We start from the raw sequence: 17,692 nt of genomic DNA, 5'->3' as shown, positions 1-17,692 counted from the left end.
GGTGAACCGCTCTGGCGTTTTGGGAACCCCTCTGCAAGTATGGCCGCACGCCGCCGCTTGAACTCACCGAAACGTAGTATGAATTCGGAGGATGCTTCATGGACTCAGTGTCCCGGCGGACGGTGCTCCGCGCTGCCTCGGTCGCGGCCGGGGCCGCTGCCTTCGGCGGCCTGTGGTCCCGGGCGGCGCCGCCCGCGCTGGCCGCGGCGAACCCGCACCGCGACGTCGCCGCGGACGCGCGCATGATCTGGAAGCGGCTGCCGAAGAACTGGCAGGAGGGCCCGTTCCTGGCCAACGGCTACCTCGGCGCGCAGGTCTACGCCGGCAAGGCGCCGCAGGTGCTCAAGGTGATGCTGAGCCACACCCAGGTGCAGGACCAGCGGATCCAGTGGGAGGCCGGCATCGGGCTGTCCCGGCTGCCGATCGGCTACCTCACGCTCACCTTCGCCGGCGCGATCACCGCCGTCGACTGGACGCTCGACCTCTACAACGCCGAGCTGGGCGGCACCATCACCACGACGCAGGGCTCGGTCGCCTTCTCCGCGGTCGTGCACAACGACCTCGGCGTGCTGCTCGTCTCGATGACGCCGAGCGCGGGCGAAGCCGGTGCGGCGTGGGCGTTCCAGCCGCTGGAGTCCGCGACGACCCGGACCGTCCGCAAGCCGCCCGAGTACGTCGCGAACCCCGCGCCCGAGCTCGCGGCCGGGTACTGCGCGCAGCCGATGCTCGCCGGGGGCGGGTACACGACGGCGTGGCGGGAACGCGCGATCGGGGCCCGCCGGCTCCTCGCCGCGACCGTCGCCTACAGCTTCCCCGGCACCACGCACACGGCGACCGCGCTCGAAAGCGTCCGGAAGGCGCTTGCCCTGAACCCGGACTTCCTCCTCGCGCGCCACCGCCACTGGTGGAACGACTACCACCGCCGCAGCTTCGTTTCGGTGCCGGACAAGCAGGTGCAGCGGTTCTACTGGATCCAGCTGTACAAGATCGCGGCCGCCACGCGCGCGGACGGGCCTGTTGTCTCGGAATGGGGCCCGTGGTTCCCCGAGGTCGGCAACAGCTGGACCGCGGTCTGGTGGAACCTCAACGTCCAGGTCACCTACCCGATCGTCAACAGCAGCAACCACCCGGAACTCGACGCCGTCACCGAGACCTTCCGGCGCGACCACGCGAACCTCGAGGCGTCCGTGCCGCCCGCGTACCGCGACGGAGACACCTATGCGCTCTCGCACCCGGGGGACTGGCGCCTGCGTCCCGGCGGCACGCGCTCGGTCGGCGTCCCCGGGACGACGTCCAAGACCGACCAGACCGGGAACCTGTTGTGGGGCCTGCACAACGTCTGGCTGGCCTACCGGCACCACCTGGACCGGGGTGTGCTGCGCGACGTCCTGTACCCGACGCTGGCGAAGGCGCTGAACTTCTACCGCCACTTCCTGGTCACCGGTCCCGACGGCGCCCTGCACCTGCCGCTGACCCGGTCGCCGGAGTACGCCGACGCCCCCGACTGCACCTACGACCTGTCGCTGATCCGGTGGGCGGCCCGCACCCTCGTCGACACGGCCCGGATCCTGCGCCTGGACGAACCGCGCGTGCCGATCTGGCAGGAGATCGGCGCGAAACTCGTGCCGTACCACGAAGATCCGGCGAACGGCGTGCTGATCGGCGACGGCGTGCCGCTGGCCGCGTCGCACCGGCACTTCTCGCACCTGCTGTGGCTGTACCCGCTGCGGGAGAAGGTCTGGGACAACCCCGCCGATCGCGACCTCATGACCCGCACCTTCGACCACTGGGCCGCCGACCAGTCCGCCTGGCACGGCTACAGCTACGCGGCCGCGTCCTCGATGAAGTCCGTGATGGACTCACCCGAGGAAGCGTTGCGGTACCTGAAGTTCTTCCTCGACCGCAACATCGTCGCCGACACCGAGCTGACCGCGAACACGATGTACCGCGAGGGCTCGAACTTCGCCATCGAAAGCCCGATCACGGCCGCGCAGTCCCTGGTGGACATGGTGCTGCAGGGGTCCGGGGGCGTGCTCAAGGTCTTCCCGTCGGTGTCGGCGACCTGGCGGGACGCCTCGATCTCCGGGCTGCGCGCGGAGGGCGCGTTCCTCGTGGACGCCTCCCGCCGCGCGGGCACGACGGAGTTCGTCCGCGTGCGCAGCGAAGCCGGCGAACCCCTGGTCCTCCAGCACGGCATCGCCGGGGACGTCGACGTCCGCGACGAGCACGGCAGGCACCTGCCGTGGCGCGCCACCGGCCCGGGCCGGATCTCGATCGGCCTGCGGCGCGGCGGCACCGCCGTCGTCACACCCCGGGGCACGCGGCCGGACTTCGGGCCGCGAGACGTTCCCGCGCTCGGTGCGGCACCCGCGTGGGGCCTGCCGGGCTGACATCCCGCTTCGACGAGGAGGCCGGAATGGACATCACCCGCAGAACCGTGCTCGGCGGCGCGCTCGCCGGGCTGGCCGCCGCCGGCTTGGCCCCCGCGGCCGCGGCGGCGGCACCGGGCGGCGACGACTTCGGCTGGGCGGAGTTCCTGGCCACCGCCGACCTGCACTGGCGGCGGCTGCCGAAGACCTGGTACGAGGGCCCGTTCCTGGGCAACGGGTTCCTCGGCTCGGGCAGCTACGCCGAACCGGGGCAGAACGCGATCCGCCTCACCGTCCAGCACAGCCAGGTGCAGGACCACCGGCCGGAGTTCGGCTCGCTGTTCGGCCTGGCCCGCCTGCCGATCGGGTACTTCACGCTGGAGCCCGTCGGCGCGATCACCGCGCTCGACTGGCGGCTGGACCTGTGGAACGCCGAGCTGACCGGCACGATCACCACCGCGGCGGGCAGCCTGAGCCTGCGCGCGATCGTCCACACCGGACAGTCGCTGCTCGCGGTCGAAGTCCGGCCCAGTGAGGGAGAACGCGGCTTCAAGTGGGTGTTCCACCCGGCGGTGGCGGTCAGCCCGCGCGCCGATCCGGTGTGGAACAAGCCGCCGCCGGCCGGCTACACCGCGAACCCGCCGGTGAACCTGACGACCAGCGGCGACGCCCGGCTGGCCGTCCAGCCGCTGCTGGCCGGCGGCGAGCACGTGACCGCTTGGCGGGAGGTGCCGCGCGGCGGCACGCGCACGCTGTACACGTCGGTCGCGTGGTCGCACCCGGAGAAGACGTCGGTGGCGCGAGCGCTCGGCACGGTCCGCCGCGCGCCCGCGTTCCCCGAGCTGACCCAGGACCACCGGCGCTGGTGGCACGCCTACTACCGCCGCAGCTTCGTGTCCATCCCGGACACCCGGCTGCAGAGCTTCTACTGGATCCAGCTGTACAAGGTCGCGTCGGCGGCCCGGCGCGAGGCGCCGGTGATGGCGACGTCCGGGCCGTGGCTGGAGAACACGCCGTGGCCGGCCACGTGGTGGAACCTCAACGTCCAGCTCGAGTACTGGCTGATCCACGGCTCGAACCACCTGGAGCTGGACGCCGTCAGCCACGCGCTCGGCAAATACCGGGCGAACCTGACGAGCCAGGTCGCGCAGCCGTACCAGGCCGACTCGGCGGGCATCCCGCGCACGACCGACATGACCCTGCTCAACGGCGTCTCGAACGCCACCAGCGGGTTCCCGGTCGGCGTCCCGGGGCAGGACACGCCGACGCCGGAGGTCGGCAACCTGACCTGGGCGCTGCACAACGTGTGGCTGTCCCACCGGCACACGATGGACCGCGAGCTGCTCAGCGGCACGCTGTTCCCGTTGCTGCGCAAGGCGATCAACTACTACCTGCACTTCCTCGCCCCGGGCGCGGACGGGAAGCTGCACCTGCCGCCGACGTTCTCGCCCGAGTACGGCGTCAACGCCCCGGACTGCAACTACGACCTCTCGCTGATCCGCTGGGGCTGCAAGACGCTCCTGCAGACCGCACCCGGGGACCCGCTCGCGCCGAAGTGGCGGGACGTCCTCGCGAACCTCGTGGCCTACCCGGCCGACGCGAACGGCTACATGATCGGCGCCGGGGTGCCGTTCGCGAAGTCGCACCGGCACTACTCGCACCTGCTGCAGATCTACCCGCTCCACGACGTCACCTGGGAACAGCCGGAACACCGGCAGATCATCGAGACGTCGCTGAACCACTGGGTCGGCTTCGAAGGCGCGCTGCAGGGCTACACGTTCACCGGGGCCGCGTCGATCTCGGCGCAGATGCTGCGCGGCGACCAGGCCGCGTTCTACCTCGGCGAGCTGCAACGGCGCTACATCCAGCCGAACACCATGTACAAGGAGTCCGGTCCGGTCATCGAAACGCCGCTCTCGGCGGCGAAGTCCCTGCAGGACATGCTGGTGCAGAGCTGGGGTGGCGTGCTCCGGCTGTTCCCCGCGGTCCCGTCGGCGTGGGGCGACATCGCGCTGCGGGACTTCCGCACCGAAGGCGCGTTCCTGCTCAGCGCGTCCCGGGCCGGGGGGAAGACGCGGTGGCTGAAGGTGCACAGCGAGGCCGGGGCGCCGTGCGTGCTGCGGCCGGGCATCGACGGCGAGCTCGTCGTGACGGACGCGCGCGGCCGGGCCCGCCGGTGGCGGCGGCTGGCCACCGGGGACGTCCAAGTGGAACTCGGGCGCGGCGAGGACGCGTTCGTCCACCGGAAAGGGGACAAGCCGGACTTCGGCGTCCGGCCGGTCACCCCCGGCGGGCCGAGTTCGCCCTGGGGCCTGCCCTGATCGGGCGTTCTCGCCCGAGGATCGCCCGGCGGCGGCAGAATGGAGCTCTCGACGAGGGGAGCGTTCATGAGCGAGCCGGGGGAGCGGTTCCAGCCGTCCGGTCAGTGGCAGCCGCCGACGCCGCCGAAGCGGACGTCGACGGCGGCGATCGCGCTGGTCACCGGGTCGGTCGTGGTCGTCGTCGTGATGGCGCTGGCGTTCCTGGCCTGGGGCTACCCCGGGTTCCTGCGCAAGCCGGACGCCCAGGCCGACGGGGGGTTCTGGACGGCACCGGCGTCGACGACGGCCTCGTCCACGCCGCCGGTCGCGGTCAGCTCACCGGTCTCGATCCCGGGTGGCCGGGCGGCGATGCCGAGCCGGGTGAAACCGCTGGCCGATCCGGTGACCTGCGCGTTCACCCCCGACCCCGGCGCGCCGGCGCCGAAGAAGGTCGCGCTCCCGCCGGACGGCCCGGCGCCGTCGTCCGGGACAGCCGGCGTGCGGCTCGCGACGAGCGCGGGTGCCATCGGGCTGACGCTGGACCGCGCGCTGGCGCCGTGCACCGTGGTCAACTTCCTGAGCCTGGCGAAGCAGGGCTTCTACGACGGCACTTCCTGCCACCGGTTGTCTGTGACATCGGGGCTGCAGATGCTCCAGTGCGGCGACCCCGTCGGCGACGGGACCGGTGGTCCCGGCTACACGATCCGCGACGAGGTGTTCCCCGAGCTGACCTACGGCCGCGGCGTCCTGGCCATGGCGAAGACGAACCAGCCGGACACCGGCGGCTCCCAGTTCTTCCTGGTCTTCGGCGAGACGCGGATCCCGCCGGAGTACACGGTGTTCGGCAGCATCGACGACGCCGGCCTCGCCGTCCTGGACCGGGTCGCCCGCGGCGGCATCGACTCCTCGAAGCCGGGCATCGGCGACGGCAGCGGGCCCCCGAAGACCCCGGTGACGTTCACCGGGGTCACCACCACCCCGTGATCAGGGCCGGTCGAGGACCGTCCGCACCGCACTGAGCAGCGCCTGCGCGGCGTCGGGCGCCGATGCCGCGTGGCGCCAGGCGACGTAGCCGTCCGGGCGGACCAGCAGACAGCCGTCCTCGTCGATCCCGCTCAGCCGGGACCAGTCCCCGTAGGCGTCGCGGGCCCCGGGGTCGCCGATCCGGACGGCTCGCAGGTCGAGGCCCAGTTCGGCACCCACCTTCGCCGCCGCGTCGCGCCACGGCGTCCCGGTCAGGCCGGTCAGCACCGTCCACCGGCCGCCGGCCACGAGGTCCAAAGTGGACACGCGGCGGCCGTGCGACCCCACCAGCCACGCGTGCGGCAGCTTCGCGCCCGGCTCGGTGCTCGGCCGGTGGAACAGCTCGGGGTCGCGCTCCGGTGCCGCCGCGACGCCGTCGGGCAGCACCGCGCCGGAGACGTACCGCTGGTCCAGCTCGACGCCGTGCGCGTTGAACTCGTAGTGCTTCAGCTCGATCGCCCGCTCCAGCTCACGGCGTTTGCGCGCGCCCTCGGCCGTGGGCGCCAGGCAGGTCTCCAGGCCGGCCGTGATGCCGTCGGCGTCGGTGTCACCGGTGATGCCCAGCGCGGCGAAGATCGGCCCGAACTGGTCACGGCTGAGGTTCGCCCGGTCGACGATCTGCTTGCCCACCGGCGCCCGTTCGGCGCTGTAGCTGTCCAGCAGGCCCTCGCCCGCCTCGCCGCGCAGGACCATCGCGAGCTTCCAGGCCAGGTTGTAGGAGTCCTGGACGGACGTGTTCGAGCCGAGGCCGTTGGACGGCGGGTGCCGGTGCACCGCGTCCCCGGCGCAGAACACCCGGCCGCTGCGGTACTCGGTGGCGTAGTTGTGGTTGACCGTCCACAGCGAGGTCGAGGTGATTTCGACTTCGAGGCCCGGGTCGCCGACCAGGTCGCGCACCAGCCGCGTCGCTTCCTCGACGGCTACCTCGGGCGGGGCCTGCTCGATGTCGTAACCCCAGGTCAGCAGCCACTCGTGCCACGGCCGGACCATCCGGACCAGGCCCATCCCGATCCCGCCGAGGTGCGCGCCCGGCCGCATCACCCAGTACAGGACGCTCGGCCGGTGGGCCACGTACGGCGCGAGGTCGGCGGTGAACGTGATGTTCATGCTCCCCGCCTTGCCGGTCTGCCCGGCGATCGGCAGCCCGGCCTGCTCGGCGACGCGGCTGCGGGCGCCGTCCGCGCCGATCAGGTACTTGGCGCGCAACGTGAACTCGTCACCGCGGACGCGGTCGCGGAACCGGGCCGTGACCCCGCTGCCGTCCTGCGTGAAGTCGAGGAATTCGGTGTCCAGCCGCAGTTTCGCGCCGCGCGCGGCGGCCTCGCTCACCAGGATCGGTTCGAGGTAGGTCTGCGGCAGGTCGATCATGTGGCACGGGCTCGCGGCGGTGTACTCCGCCGCCGACCGGTCGCCGGTGCCCCAGCTGGCGATCCGGCCGATCTCCGGTCCGGTCAGCGACGTGCAGAGCACGGTGTCGCCCATCAGCTCCGGCGGGGTGCCGGCGGCGAGGGCCTTGTCCTCGACGCCGAGGTCGCGCAGCACCTCCATGGTGCGCTGGTTGGTGATGTGCGCGCGGGGCGTGTTCGCCGTCCAGCCGTACTTGGTGGCGAGCACCGTGGGCACGCCGTAGGTGGCGAGCAGGAGGGCCGCGGAGCCGCCGGCCGGGCCGCTGCCGACCACGATGACGTCGGTGTCGTAGCTCATTCGGTGCTCCCCGAGATCCGGAAGGTGAAGTCGAGCCCGTCGGTGAAGTCGACGATCAGGCCGTCCTTGACGCCGAACACGGTGTCCGAGTCGAGGTACTCGCCGCCGGCGACGAACAGCTGCGTGATGAGCGTGCGGTAGCCGGGCTTGGCGATCATGAAGTGCACGTGCGGGGCCCGGTACGGATGCCGTCCGACGGCGTCGAGCAGCTGCCCCACCGGGCCGTCGGCGGGGATCGGGTACGCGCTGGGCACGATGGTCCGGAAGCGCAGCCGTCCTTCCGCGTCGGTGCGGAACCGGGCGCGCAGCACCGGGCCGTCCACTTCGGGCAGCTGGACGTCGTAGAAGCCGTCCTCATTGGACTGCCAGACGTCGACGACCGCTTCGGGCACCGGCCGGTCTTCGGTGTCGGTGACCCGGATGCCGGTCCACAGTGGAGTGCCCGGCAGGCCGGCCGCGATGTCCGCGCCCTGCGGGGTTTCGGGTGGTCCTTCGACGTAGAACGGGCCGAGCACCGCCGACGGCGTCGTGTCCGGGGTGCGCGAGTTGGTCAGGACGTCGACGACGCTGGAGACGCCGAGGGTGTCCGACAGCAGGATGAACTCCTGCCGGGTGTCGGTGGTGATGTGCCCGGCTCGGGTCAGGAAGCCGATCGCGTACTCCCACTCGTCCTGGGTGAGGTCGGTGCGGATGGCGTAGCCGTGCAGGGTTTCGACGAGGTCGGTGAGCAGGACGCGCACGCGGTCCGGCGCGCCGGCGAAGCTGTCGACGACCTGCTTCGTGAGCGCCTTGAGGCTCGGCCGCGCGACCGGGCGGGTGCCGTGGAGGGCCTGGCGGAGCAAGGCTTCTTCGGGTTCGCCGTCGAGGTCGGCTTCGGTGAGCCCCAGCTCGGCCAGCGAGTGCGGAACGGGGAGGCTCGCGGTCAGCGCGAAGAAGTCGTCCGCGTCCTCGAGCCCCTGGTGCGCCATGACGTACGGGAGCAGGACGGCGTGGGTTTCGGCGTGCGGCAGGCCGAACTTGCCGCCGAGGTGGTGGCAGAGCCGGTGGTGCAAGCCCATCTGGACGGCGTCGAGACAGGTGCCGGCGAGCCAGGCGCCGCGGAGGGCGTCGGCGCGGGCGTCCCCATCGGACGGACTCGCCGCGATGCGGGGCAGGGCGCTCGTGAGCAGCCTGATCGCCTCCGCAGCGAGCAGGTCGGTCATCGGGTTGGCGTCGGGGGCGGAGCGGGCCTCGACGGCGTGGGCGAGCGCGTTGAGACCGCTGGCCGCGGAGACGCTCACCGGCAGGCCGAGGGTGAGGCCGACGTCGTAGAGGACGGTCTCGGGCCGGACCTTCGGGGTCCGTTGCGTGGTCTTGCGGCCGTTGGCGGTCTGGCCGAGCACGGAGGTCAGTTCGGAGCCCGCGTACGTCGTGGGGACGATCAGCTGCGGCAGGTCGGTGTGGAGGGCGATCGCCTTGGCCAGCCCGGTGGCCGAACCGCCGCCGATCGCGACGACACCGTCGGCGCCGTGCTCGGCGGCCAGTTTGAGCGCGCGCTCGGTGACGTCGACCGGGGTGTGCATCGCGGGTTCTCCGAAGCGCGCGGCGAGCCGGGGGCCGAGCGCTTCGGCGGCGCGGTCGCCGTGCCGCGGCCGGCCGATCAGCAGGACGCGGCCCAGCCCGAGCCGGTCGGCTTCGGCGCCGAGGGTGTCGAGCGAGCCGAAGACCACCCGGACGGGGTTCGCGGCGTAGCTGAACGAGGTCATGCGGGGGAGTATCGGCCGTCCCGGTGCCCGCGGTCCTGCACGTTCGTGCTGCCGCGCGGCACGAAACGCGCGTGTGTCAGCCCGCCCGGCGAAGTGCGGCGGGGGTCGTGCCGAGCTGGGCGCGCAGCACCCGCGTCAGGTGTTCCTGGTGCGAGAACCCGCAGCGCAGGGCGATCTCCGCGATCGGGGCGTCGCCCGTGCGCAGCAGCAACCCGGCCTGCTCGACGCGCAGCCGCAGCAGGAACCGGTGCGGCGGCAGGCCCGTGCGGGCCTTGAAGCGGCGGGAGAACTGGCTGACGCTCAACCCCGCGAGCGCCGCCAGCTCGGCCAGCGGGACCGGCTCGGCCAGGCGGTCGGCCATGAAGTCGCGGACCGTCGCGAACTGGCGGTCCGAGAGACCGAGGGCGACGGGCTCGCGCACCGGCCCGGCGCCGTGGCGGCGGACGAGCTGGGCCGCGACGAGGGCACCGAGCTGGTCGGCGTACGTGCGGGCGCTCGGCTCCCAGTCGCGGACGACCCCGTCGAGGCTCAGCACGAGCTGTTCGAGCAGGGGATCGGTGCTGCCGAGCTCCTCGGCGAGCCGGACCGGCGCGTCCCCGCCGGCGGCTTCCTGCACGGCGTCGTCGGCGAGGTAGACGTGCACGGTGTCGAGCTCGCCGCCCAGCTCGACGGACAGGTCCCCGTGCGACGGCTGCAGGAAGAGCCCGCCCACCGGCATCCGCTTGCGCTGCTCGCGCGGGGTCCCGACGCCGCGCCGGACGGTCACCGGGCCGTCGAGGTGCAGGATCAGCTGGTGGCTGCGCGCGGCCCCGAACTCGGCGCGGTAGGGGCGTTCGCGCTGCTTGGAGACGTAGACGCGGTCCCAGCCGAGGCCGGCGCTCGTCCGGTCCGGGCGCACCCAGGGCAGGGCGAGGATGCCGTTGGTGTCGGCCAGCCCGAGTTCGCCCACGCCCGTCTCCTCGCCGTCGAGGCTGCCCGCGATGGTACGCGCCCACGCTCGGCGAGCCGGTCGCCCGCGGCCGAGTGACTCGCGCGAGCTTGCCGGAGCCCTGCCCGGGCGGTCCGGTTGTGGCGGCCGCCGACGGCCTGCGGCTCAGCCCGGGGCGGCCCGCCCGTGGCGCCAGTAGCCCAGGAACGCGATGTCGCCCTTCGGCCAGCCGCGCTCCCGCACCAGGTGCCGGCGTGCGCCGGTGGCCAGCGCCGCTTCCCCCGCGATCCACGCGTACGCGGGGCCCGGCGGGAGGTCGGCGGCGACCAGGGACGCCAGCGCCAGCTCACCCGGGCGGTCCTCCGGCCGCGCGCGGGGCAGCCAGTGCACGCGCACGCCGGGCGGTGCCTCGACCTCCCGGACGTCGGCCGCCGAGGGCACCTCCAGGAACGCCTCCGCCACCAGGCCGGCGGGTGCGTGCTCGAGGATCGCCAGGATCGCCGGTACCGCGCTCTCGTCCCCGGCCAGCAGCTGCCAGGGCACCCCGGGCGGCGGCAGGTAGCTGAGGCCGAGGTCGAACACCCCGGCCGGGTCGCCCGGCCGCGCCCGCCGCGCCCAGGAAGTCGCCGGGGCGTCGCCGTCGTGGAGGGCGAACTCGATGTCGATCTCGCCGGGCCGGGCTCGCCGGATCGTGTAGTTGCGGACCCACGGGCGGCGGCTCTTCGGCAGCATCAGCACCTCGGCCATCCAGCCCTCGTTGTCCAGCGTCGGCATCCGCAGCCGGTCCTGGCCCGCGCGGGGGAAGAACAGCCGCACGGCCTGGTCGTCGCCCGCCGGTTCGAGGTCCGCGAGGTCCGGGCCGCCGAGGGTGATGGTGCGGAACGACGGGCTCGGCGCGGTGTTCGCGCGGACTTCGAGGGTGAGCATCCGCCGCGTCTTCGGGCGGCGCACCTTGGGGATCATCAGACGTCCAGCACCAGCCGGGGCGAGCGCGCCCGTGACACGCAGGCGTACACCCGGCCCGCGGGGGCGCCGATGTCGTCGCGGTGTTCGGGTTCCCCCTCCAGCACGGAAAGCTCGCAACTGCCGCACACCCCTTCGCGGCACCCCGAGGGCACCGGCCGCCCGGCGTGGTTCAGCGTGTCCAGCAGCGACTCGTCGGCGGGGACCCGGATCGTGCCGCCGGAGCGGGCGCACACCACCTCGAACGGCGTGTCCGGCCCGAACACCCGCCGCGTGGGCCGGAAGCGTTCGGTGTGCACGCGCGGGAACAGCGCTTCGGCCGCGTCCACCATGGACGCCGGGCCGCAGCAGTAGACCTCCGCCGCCGGGAACTCCGCCGCCAGTGCCGCGAGGTCCGGGCGGCCGTGGTCGAACAGCCGCACGCGATCGCCGTACTCGGCGCGGAGTTCGGCCGCGAACGGCATCGTGCCCGGCGAACGACCGGCGTACACGAGCGTCGCCCCGGGCCCGGCGGCGCGCAGCATCGGCCGGATCGGCGTGATCCCGATGCCGCCCGCCAGGAACAGGTACTCCGGCGCCGGCACGAGCGGGAAGTGGTTGCGCGGCGCGGAAACCTCGAGCGTCCGGCCCGGCCGCAGGAACAGGTGGACGTACTCCGAGCCGCCGCGGCTGAGCGGGTCGTACCGGACCGCGATCCGGTACGCCGAGCGGTCGGCCGGGTCCCCGCACAGCGAGTACTGCCGGGTCAGCCAGTTCGGCAGCGCGAGGTCGATGTGCGCGCCCGGCTCCCACGCTTCGAGCGGACCTTCGTCGCCGCGCAGGACGAGGGAAACGACGTCGTCGGCGAGGCGCTCGACGCGGTCCAGGATCGTCTTCTGCATGGTCAGTACAGCTTCCGGTAGCCCTCTTCGAGCATCCGCTCGAGGAGCTCGGGATCGGCGCCCATCGCCTCGGCGGCGACCTCGCCCGCCGAAGGCAGTTCGGCCGCCAGCGCCTGGCTCGCCGGATCCCACAGCCGCGAGCGGATCAGCGCGCGGCCGCAGTGGAAGTACACCTGCTCGACCTCGACGACGATGGCGAGCATCGGCTCCTTCGCCTCGGTGCTCATCCGGGCCAGGACATCGGGCTCGTCGGTGACGTACGCGCTGCCGTTGACCCGCAGGGTTTCCCGCGTGCCGGGGACGAAGAAGAGCAGCCCGACGCCGTCGTTCTCGGCGATGTTGCGGAAGGAGTCGGCGATCTTGTTGCCGGTGCGGTCGGGCAGGGCGAGGGTGCGTTCGCCGAGGACCTTCACGAACCCGGGGTAGTCGCCACGGGGCGAGCAGTCGGCGCGGCCCGCGGCGTCGGCGGTGGCCAGCGTCAGGAACGGCGAATGGGCGATGAAGCGGCGGGCGTGCCGGTCGATGCGGTCGCCGATCTTGGCTTCGATCATCGCTTCGGGCTCGCCCAGCCGGGCCCGAACCTCGGCCATGGCGACTCGGCTCAGCGTGTTTGTGCTGGTCATGGCACAATTATGAGCAAATACTCAGATCCTGCGCTACTCGCTTTCGAGCAGCGCGCGAGGAGGGGCCGTGAGTTCGGGCGAGCGCCGCATCCAGCCACGTAAACAGCCGCGTCAGGTCCGCGCCGAGCTGACCCGGGAGCGGATCCTGACCGCGGCTGCTCACGTTTTCGGCGAGTTCGGCTACGCCGCTGGCACCACCAACCGCATCGCCAAGCACGCCGGCATCTCCATCGGCTCGCTGTACCAGTACTTCCCGAACAAGGACGCGATCCTGGCCGAGCTGCTGGTCCGCCACCTCGACGAAGGCACCGCCGCCACGGAACGGATCCAGCACGGGGAACTGCCCGCCTCCATCGAGGAGATCTTCCGCGTCTTCGTCCGCGGCGCGATCGAGACCCACCTCGGCAACCCGCAGCTGCTGCGCCTGCTCATGGAACAGGCGCCGCGGTCGAAGGAGCTCCTCGACAAGGTCGCGCTGCTGAAGCAGTCCCTGGTCGGCTACGTCCGAGAGCTGTTCGACAACCACCCCGAGGTCCGGGTGGCCGACACGGAGACGGCGGCCCGGCTCTGCGTCACCACGACCGAGCTCGTCGTCCACCAGCTCGTGGCCGACCACGAGCCGGTGGACGCCGGGAAGCTGGAGAACGAGATGGTCGCGATGCTGACGCGGTACGTCACGGGGTGAACTGGTAGGCGCCCGCGTCGATCCGCGTGCCGATCGCGGTGCCGTCGACGTCGACGTCCGCGTACTTCGTCGTGCCGAGGCCGATCGCCGGGCTGCCGGCGGTGAGGACCAGGTTCGTGGCCGAGGTGAACTTCGGGTCGGCGACCTTGTCCGTGGCGCCCGGCGTGAACTGCTGCTGGCCGCCGAAGAAGACGTTGTGGTCGGTGGCGGTCCAGCCGGTGTCGGCGTACCCGACCTTCATGGCGGCCTGGACGACGTTCTGCGTGAGCTCCAGCGTCTGGTTCGTGCAGCCGCCGTAGCAGACGAAACCCTCGGAGTCGGCGTTGCTCAGCCGGACCGAGTTGTTGCGGAAGACCGTGCCGGTCACCGGGCCGTTCCGGTCGTCGGCCCCGCGCGTCACGATGCCGCCGCGGGTCTTGGCGCCGAACACGGCGTTGTACTCGTAGACGTTGTCGCGGGACACGCCGTCGGGGTCGTCGGCGTCGGTGCCGAGCTCGGTGAAGGACTCGTTGTCCTCGGAAATGTTGTGGTGGATGACGTTGCCCGAGCCGTAGAAGATCTCGACCGCGGCGCCGTCGAGGCCGCCGAAGTCGTCGCTCACCGCGATCGAGCCGCTGATCCGGTTCCAGCCGATGTCGGACCCGTTGCCCTGCACCAGGATCGCGAACGCGCCCGAGTCGTCGCTGCCGCCCGGCGTCACGACGGTCATGTGGTTGTTGTCGACGAGGTCGTTCTGCGTGACTTCGGTGCCGTCGGCGCTCGGCGCGATGTAGACGCCCGCTCCGGCGCCCGTGATGTAGTTCGAGAGCACCTTGTCGTGGTCCCCGCCGACCTCGACACCCGCCCAGGAGCAGCGCCCGGCGTCGGCCGCGACGCCGATCTGCAGGTCCTGCACCGTGAGGTAGTTCCCCGGCAGGTCGACGCAGGCTTCTTCGTTCCCCTGGACGATCGGGCGCGCGCCGGTGCCGTAGGCGCCGATGGTCACCGGCGCGGTCGCGCTGCCGGAGCCGCGGACGGCGAGCCCGCCGCTCCAGGTCCGGCCGCGGCGCAGCAGCACGGTGTCCCCGGGGGCCAGGGTGGTCGCGGCGACCTTGGCGAGGGACTTCCACGGCGCCGACTGCGACGTCCCGGCCGCCGCGTCACTACCGGAAACCTGATCGACGTAGTAGGTCTTCGGCGCGGCGGCCGCGTCGGTGGCGGTGAAGGCGGTGGCCGCGAGGGCGGCGAACACGCCCAGCGAAAGCAGCTTCTTCGACATGGCGCGCGACGGTATGGCGGGGCCGTACAAGGGGCGTACAAGGTCAAGCGTTCGCCCGGCGGAGCCGCTCGGCGGCCTGCGCGCGGACGGCCGCACCGCACACCGGGGGATCGCCGTGCAGCGCTTCCCAGCGGGCGTTGTGCAGGGCGGGCCAGAGTCCGGCCGCCCAAGCGACTTCGTGCTCTTCCGCGGTGAACCGCCGCCCGCGGAAGTCCTGGTACGCCTCGAGGAAAGCCGCGGAGCTCGCGACCGGCGCCAGCGTCGGTGGCGAGTCGCTGGCGAACGCCCCGGAGGCGGCACCCACGAGCGCCGCTTCCGGCAGCCACGCCAGGCTGTCCCAGTCGTGCACGGCCCGGATCCCGCCGTCGCGCCAGCGGAGGTTCTGGGCTTCGAAGTCGGCGTGACCCAGCACGCAGGGCAGGTCCGCGGCCAGCAGCCGGTGGCGGGTCCGCTCCGCCGCTCGGACGACATACCCCGGCACCGCGCTCTGGTCCCGCTCGTCCAGGAAGCCGATCGACGGCCACAAGCCCGGACCGGCGTGGTCCCACCGCGTCCAGCGCGGGTTCGGCAGCGGCGGCGGGACGCGGACCTCCGCCAGCTCGGCCAGCAGCCGCGCGAACACCGCCGCGTAGCGCACCGCGACGTCGGGCGTGTCGCCGCGGAGCACCTCGCCGCCGGGCCGGTACTCCTCGGCGTGCACGGCCAGCCCGCCGGCGACGGTCACCGCGGTGAGCGGCCGGGGACACGGGAACCCGCGGTCCGCCAAGTGTTCCTGCGCGGCGACGCAGGCCCCGGCCCGGCCGTCGGCGGCACGGGACTTGACCACGACCTCGCGGCCGTCGGCCAGCCGCAGCCCGGTGACGTCCGACAACGACCGGCGCTCGAACAGCACCCCGACCGGGGTGCTGCCCAGGTGCGCCGCGCACCACGCCGCGATCACCGGTCCCTGGCCAGCAGCGCCGCCTGCGTGCGGCTCGTGACGCCCAGCTTGGCCAGGACGTTCCCGACGTGCACCTTCACCGTCCGCTCGGCCAGCCGCAGCCGGGCCGCGATGTCCCGGTTGGACAGTCCTTCGCCGAGCAGCTCCAGCACGTCCCGCTCCCGCGGCGTCAGCGCGCCGCCCGCGGTCAAGGCCGACGCCACCGCCGGGCTCAGCGCGGCCACGCCGTGGTGGGCGGCCCGGACGGCGGCCGCCAGCTCGTCGCCGGACGAGTCCTTGAGGACGAACCCGGCCGCGCCCGCGTTGAGCGCTTCGCGGATTTCGCGGGGCCGCCCGACCGTGGTCAGCATCAGCACCCGCGGTGCCGTGGCCGGGAGCCGGCGCAGGACTTCGAGGCCGTCCATGCCGGGCAGGTAGAGGTCGAGCAGCACGACATCGGCCTCGACGGCGGAAGTGAGCAGCTCCGGGCCGCTCCCGTACTGCGCGACGACGTCGAGGTCCGGCTGCGCGCCCAGGATCAGCGCGATGCCCTCGCGCACCAGCGCGTGGTCGTCGACGACCTGAACCCGGATCACGCGTTCGACTCTACTGTCGGGCACATGCGTCAGTCCTTCGTCACGACGGCCGCGGCCGCGGCGGTGTTCTTCGCCAGCGGTGCCTGGACCCCGCACCAGGGCTGGGTCGCGGCGCTGCTCAGCGCGGTCCAGCTGGTCCCGCTGCTGTGGTCGCGCCGCGCGCCCGCCCTCGTGCTGGTGGTCGTCACCCTCGCGACGGCCGGGCACCTGCTGCTCGACCAGCCGCGCAACACGATGTACGTGCCGGTGCTGCTCGCGCTCTACAGCACGCCGCAGCGGTGGCTCGCGGCCGCGGCGGCGCTCGTGGCCGGCGCGGCCGTGTTCCCGGCCAAGGGCCCGTTCGACGGCACGCTGCTGGCCATCACGATCTGCGCGGTCGCCTGGCTGCTCGGCGCCGAACGCCGCCGGGCGCTCGCCGACCGGGCCGAGCGCGCGGCCCGGCGGCTGCACGACACGCTCGCCCAGACCACGGCCGTCATGCTGGTGCAGGCGGAGACGCTGCGCGCGGTCGGGCACCTCACCGACGCCGACCGCGAACGCCTCGACACCCTCCTGGCCGCCGGGCGCGGCGCGCTCACGCTGGTCCGGCGCACCCTCGACGACCTCCGCGACGACGCCGACCGCGCGCCCGACCTCGCCGAGGTGCTCGCCCGGCTGCGCACCGCCGGGTTGGTCCTCGACCGCGACCCGGTGCTGCCCGCGCTGCCGCACCCGGTGCGGGAGCTGGCCGAGCGGTTCGTCGCGGAGACGGCGGTGAACGCGTTGCGGCACAACGGTCCCGGCGTCCGGCTGCGGTTCGGCGTCGAAGTGGGCGAGCGCGTGACGATCACCGCGCGCAACCCGCTCAAGGGAAGTCCCCCCACGGGCGGCGGGTACGGTCTCGCCGGCCTCGCGGAGCAAGCCGCGGCGGCCGGGGGAGTGCTGACGCACGGGCCGCGGGACGGCGAGTGGGTCGTCAGCGTCGGGCTGCCAGCAGCTGCGACACGGTCACGAACCGGTAGCCGCGCTGCTTGAGCCGGTCGATGATCGGCCCGATCGCCCGCCGGGTCTGCTCGCGCGCGGCGTACATGCCGTGCAGCAGCACGATCGAGCCGGGCCGCACCTGGTCGACGGTGGCGTTCTCGACGGCCGCGGCGTCCGGCGCCCCGTCGGAGTCCGGCTCGACGTCCCAGGTGATCGTGGTGCGGTCGTGCTCGGCGAGGTAGTGCGGGAGGGCGAAGAGCTTCTTGCCGTTCGGCGGCCGGAAGAGGATTTCGCCGGAATAGCCGGTGGTGCGGATGAGCGCGTCGGTGGCCTCGACCTCGTCGGCGACCCAGGCGGGCGTCACGCCGATCATGCGCTCGTGGCTGAAGCTGTGGTTGCCGATTTCGTGGCCCGCCGCGGCGATGTCGTGCGCGAGCCCGGGGTGCGCGGCGATGTCCCGGCCGATGAGGAAGAAGGTCGCCGTGACCTGGCGGGCTCCGAGCGTCTCCAGCACGGCGTGCGCGCCCGCGGGGTCCGGCCCGTCGTCGAAGGTGAGGGCGACGACCTTCTCGGTGGTCTCGACGCGGTTCACGAGCGTGCCGAAGAACTGGAAGGTCCGCGACTTCGAGACTTCGAACAGCGTGACCGCGCCGGCGAGCACGACGACCAGCACGCTCGCCACGACGATGGCCCACTTCCGCGCGCGGCGGGATTTCAAGATCATGGCGCCACCCT

The 17,692-nt window shown here is 72.9% G+C and carries 15 protein-coding genes; 5 read left to right on the top strand and 10 right to left on the bottom strand.

The genetic code is table 11. The annotated features are described in order from the left end of the window. Window positions 1–98: 98 nt before the first annotated feature. From AB5J73_RS43895 to AB5J73_RS43885, 3 genes are all read left to right on the top strand, one after another. A complete protein-coding gene (locus AB5J73_RS43895) occupies window positions 99–2,390 on the top strand; it encodes a glycoside hydrolase family 95-like protein (protein WP_370965377.1) in 2,292 nt (763 codons plus the stop codon). Window positions 2,391–2,416: 26 nt separating this feature from the next. Further along, on the top strand, window positions 2,417–4,690 hold the full coding sequence (locus AB5J73_RS43890; RefSeq protein ID WP_370965375.1) for a Tat pathway signal sequence domain protein: 2,274 nt from the start codon (window positions 2,417–2,419) through the stop codon (window positions 4,688–4,690). Between the two features lie 66 nt (window positions 4,691–4,756). After that, a complete protein-coding gene (locus AB5J73_RS43885; RefSeq protein WP_370965373.1) occupies window positions 4,757–5,653 on the top strand; it encodes a peptidylprolyl isomerase in 897 nt (298 codons plus the stop codon). On the opposite strand, the gene AB5J73_RS43880 is transcribed toward AB5J73_RS43885, so the two are convergent. The 6 genes from AB5J73_RS43880 to AB5J73_RS43855 all read right to left on the bottom strand — a co-directional run bounded on the left by AB5J73_RS43880 (window position 5,654) and on the right by AB5J73_RS43855 (window position 12,536). Further along, window positions 5,654–7,396 carry an FAD-dependent monooxygenase gene (locus tag AB5J73_RS43880; protein WP_370965371.1) on the bottom strand — a complete coding sequence of 581 codons (1,743 nt, stop codon included), beginning with the start codon at window positions 7,394–7,396 and terminating at the stop codon, window positions 5,654–5,656. After that, the gene (locus tag AB5J73_RS43875; protein ID WP_370965369.1) at window positions 7,393–9,141 is read right to left on the bottom strand and encodes a maleylacetate reductase and hydroxyquinol 1,2-dioxygenase domain-containing protein; all 1,749 of its coding nucleotides are present in this window, start codon (window positions 9,139–9,141) and stop codon (window positions 7,393–7,395) included. The genes AB5J73_RS43880 and AB5J73_RS43875 overlap by 4 nt, the downstream gene beginning before the upstream one ends. Before the next feature lie 76 nt (window positions 9,142–9,217). Next, the gene (locus AB5J73_RS43870; RefSeq protein ID WP_370965367.1) at window positions 9,218–10,090 is read right to left on the bottom strand and encodes a helix-turn-helix domain-containing protein; all 873 of its coding nucleotides are present in this window, start codon (window positions 10,088–10,090) and stop codon (window positions 9,218–9,220) included. A 144-nt stretch (window positions 10,091–10,234) separates the two neighbouring features. After that, the gene (locus AB5J73_RS43865) at window positions 10,235–11,032 is read right to left on the bottom strand and encodes a siderophore-interacting protein (protein ID WP_370965365.1); all 798 of its coding nucleotides are present in this window, start codon (window positions 11,030–11,032) and stop codon (window positions 10,235–10,237) included. Beyond that, window positions 11,032–11,913: a 2Fe-2S iron-sulfur cluster-binding protein gene (locus tag AB5J73_RS43860; protein ID WP_370965363.1), complete on the bottom strand. Its 882-nt coding sequence runs from the start codon at window positions 11,911–11,913 to the stop codon at window positions 11,032–11,034. Before AB5J73_RS43860 ends, AB5J73_RS43865 begins: the two co-directional genes overlap by 1 nt. A 2-nt stretch (window positions 11,914–11,915) precedes the next feature. After that, the gene (locus AB5J73_RS43855) at window positions 11,916–12,536 is read right to left on the bottom strand and encodes an MSMEG_1061 family FMN-dependent PPOX-type flavoprotein (RefSeq protein ID WP_370965361.1); all 621 of its coding nucleotides are present in this window, start codon (window positions 12,534–12,536) and stop codon (window positions 11,916–11,918) included. Between the two features lie 67 nt (window positions 12,537–12,603). Here AB5J73_RS43855 and AB5J73_RS43850 point away from each other — a divergent pair, with 67 nt between their 5' ends. Then, window positions 12,604–13,221 carry a TetR/AcrR family transcriptional regulator gene (locus AB5J73_RS43850; protein WP_370965359.1) on the top strand — a complete coding sequence of 206 codons (618 nt, stop codon included), beginning with the start codon at window positions 12,604–12,606 and terminating at the stop codon, window positions 13,219–13,221. Here AB5J73_RS43850 and AB5J73_RS43845 read toward each other — a convergent pair. Genes AB5J73_RS43845 through AB5J73_RS43835 form a run of 3 tightly spaced genes read right to left on the bottom strand, consistent with a single transcriptional unit; the run spans window position 13,211 to window position 15,994 of the window. Continuing rightward, window positions 13,211–14,479 (bottom strand): right-handed parallel beta-helix repeat-containing protein, encoded by a 1,269-nt coding sequence (locus tag AB5J73_RS43845; RefSeq protein ID WP_370965357.1) that lies wholly within the window; start codon window positions 14,477–14,479, stop codon window positions 13,211–13,213. The genes AB5J73_RS43850 and AB5J73_RS43845 overlap by 11 nt on opposite strands. A 43-nt stretch (window positions 14,480–14,522) precedes the next feature. Beyond that, complete coding sequence (locus AB5J73_RS43840) at window positions 14,523–15,419, bottom strand: phosphotransferase (protein ID WP_370965355.1); 897 nt, start codon at window positions 15,417–15,419, stop codon at window positions 14,523–14,525. Continuing rightward, window positions 15,416–15,994, bottom strand: coding sequence for a LuxR C-terminal-related transcriptional regulator (locus tag AB5J73_RS43835; protein ID WP_370965353.1), 579 nt, complete (start codon window positions 15,992–15,994; stop codon window positions 15,416–15,418). The genes AB5J73_RS43840 and AB5J73_RS43835 overlap by 4 nt, the downstream gene beginning before the upstream one ends. A gap of 24 nt (window positions 15,995–16,018) precedes the next feature. On the opposite strand from AB5J73_RS43835, the gene AB5J73_RS43830 reads away from it, so the two are divergent. Beyond that, window positions 16,019–17,008 (top strand): histidine kinase, encoded by a 990-nt coding sequence (locus AB5J73_RS43830; RefSeq protein ID WP_370965351.1) that lies wholly within the window; start codon window positions 16,019–16,021, stop codon window positions 17,006–17,008. On the opposite strand, the gene AB5J73_RS43825 is transcribed toward AB5J73_RS43830, so the two are convergent. Continuing rightward, window positions 16,950–17,681, bottom strand: a complete 732-nt coding sequence (locus AB5J73_RS43825; protein WP_370965349.1) for a polysaccharide deacetylase family protein — start codon at window positions 17,679–17,681, stop codon at window positions 16,950–16,952. The genes AB5J73_RS43830 and AB5J73_RS43825 overlap by 59 nt on opposite strands. Window positions 17,682–17,692: the final 11 nt, after the last annotated feature.

The organism is Amycolatopsis sp. cg9 (genome assembly GCF_041346945.1).
Lineage (GTDB): Bacteria > Actinomycetota > Actinomycetes > Mycobacteriales > Pseudonocardiaceae > Amycolatopsis.
The sequence above is the reverse complement of the archived record's forward strand: the minus strand, read 5'-3'. Positions and strand labels throughout refer to the sequence as shown.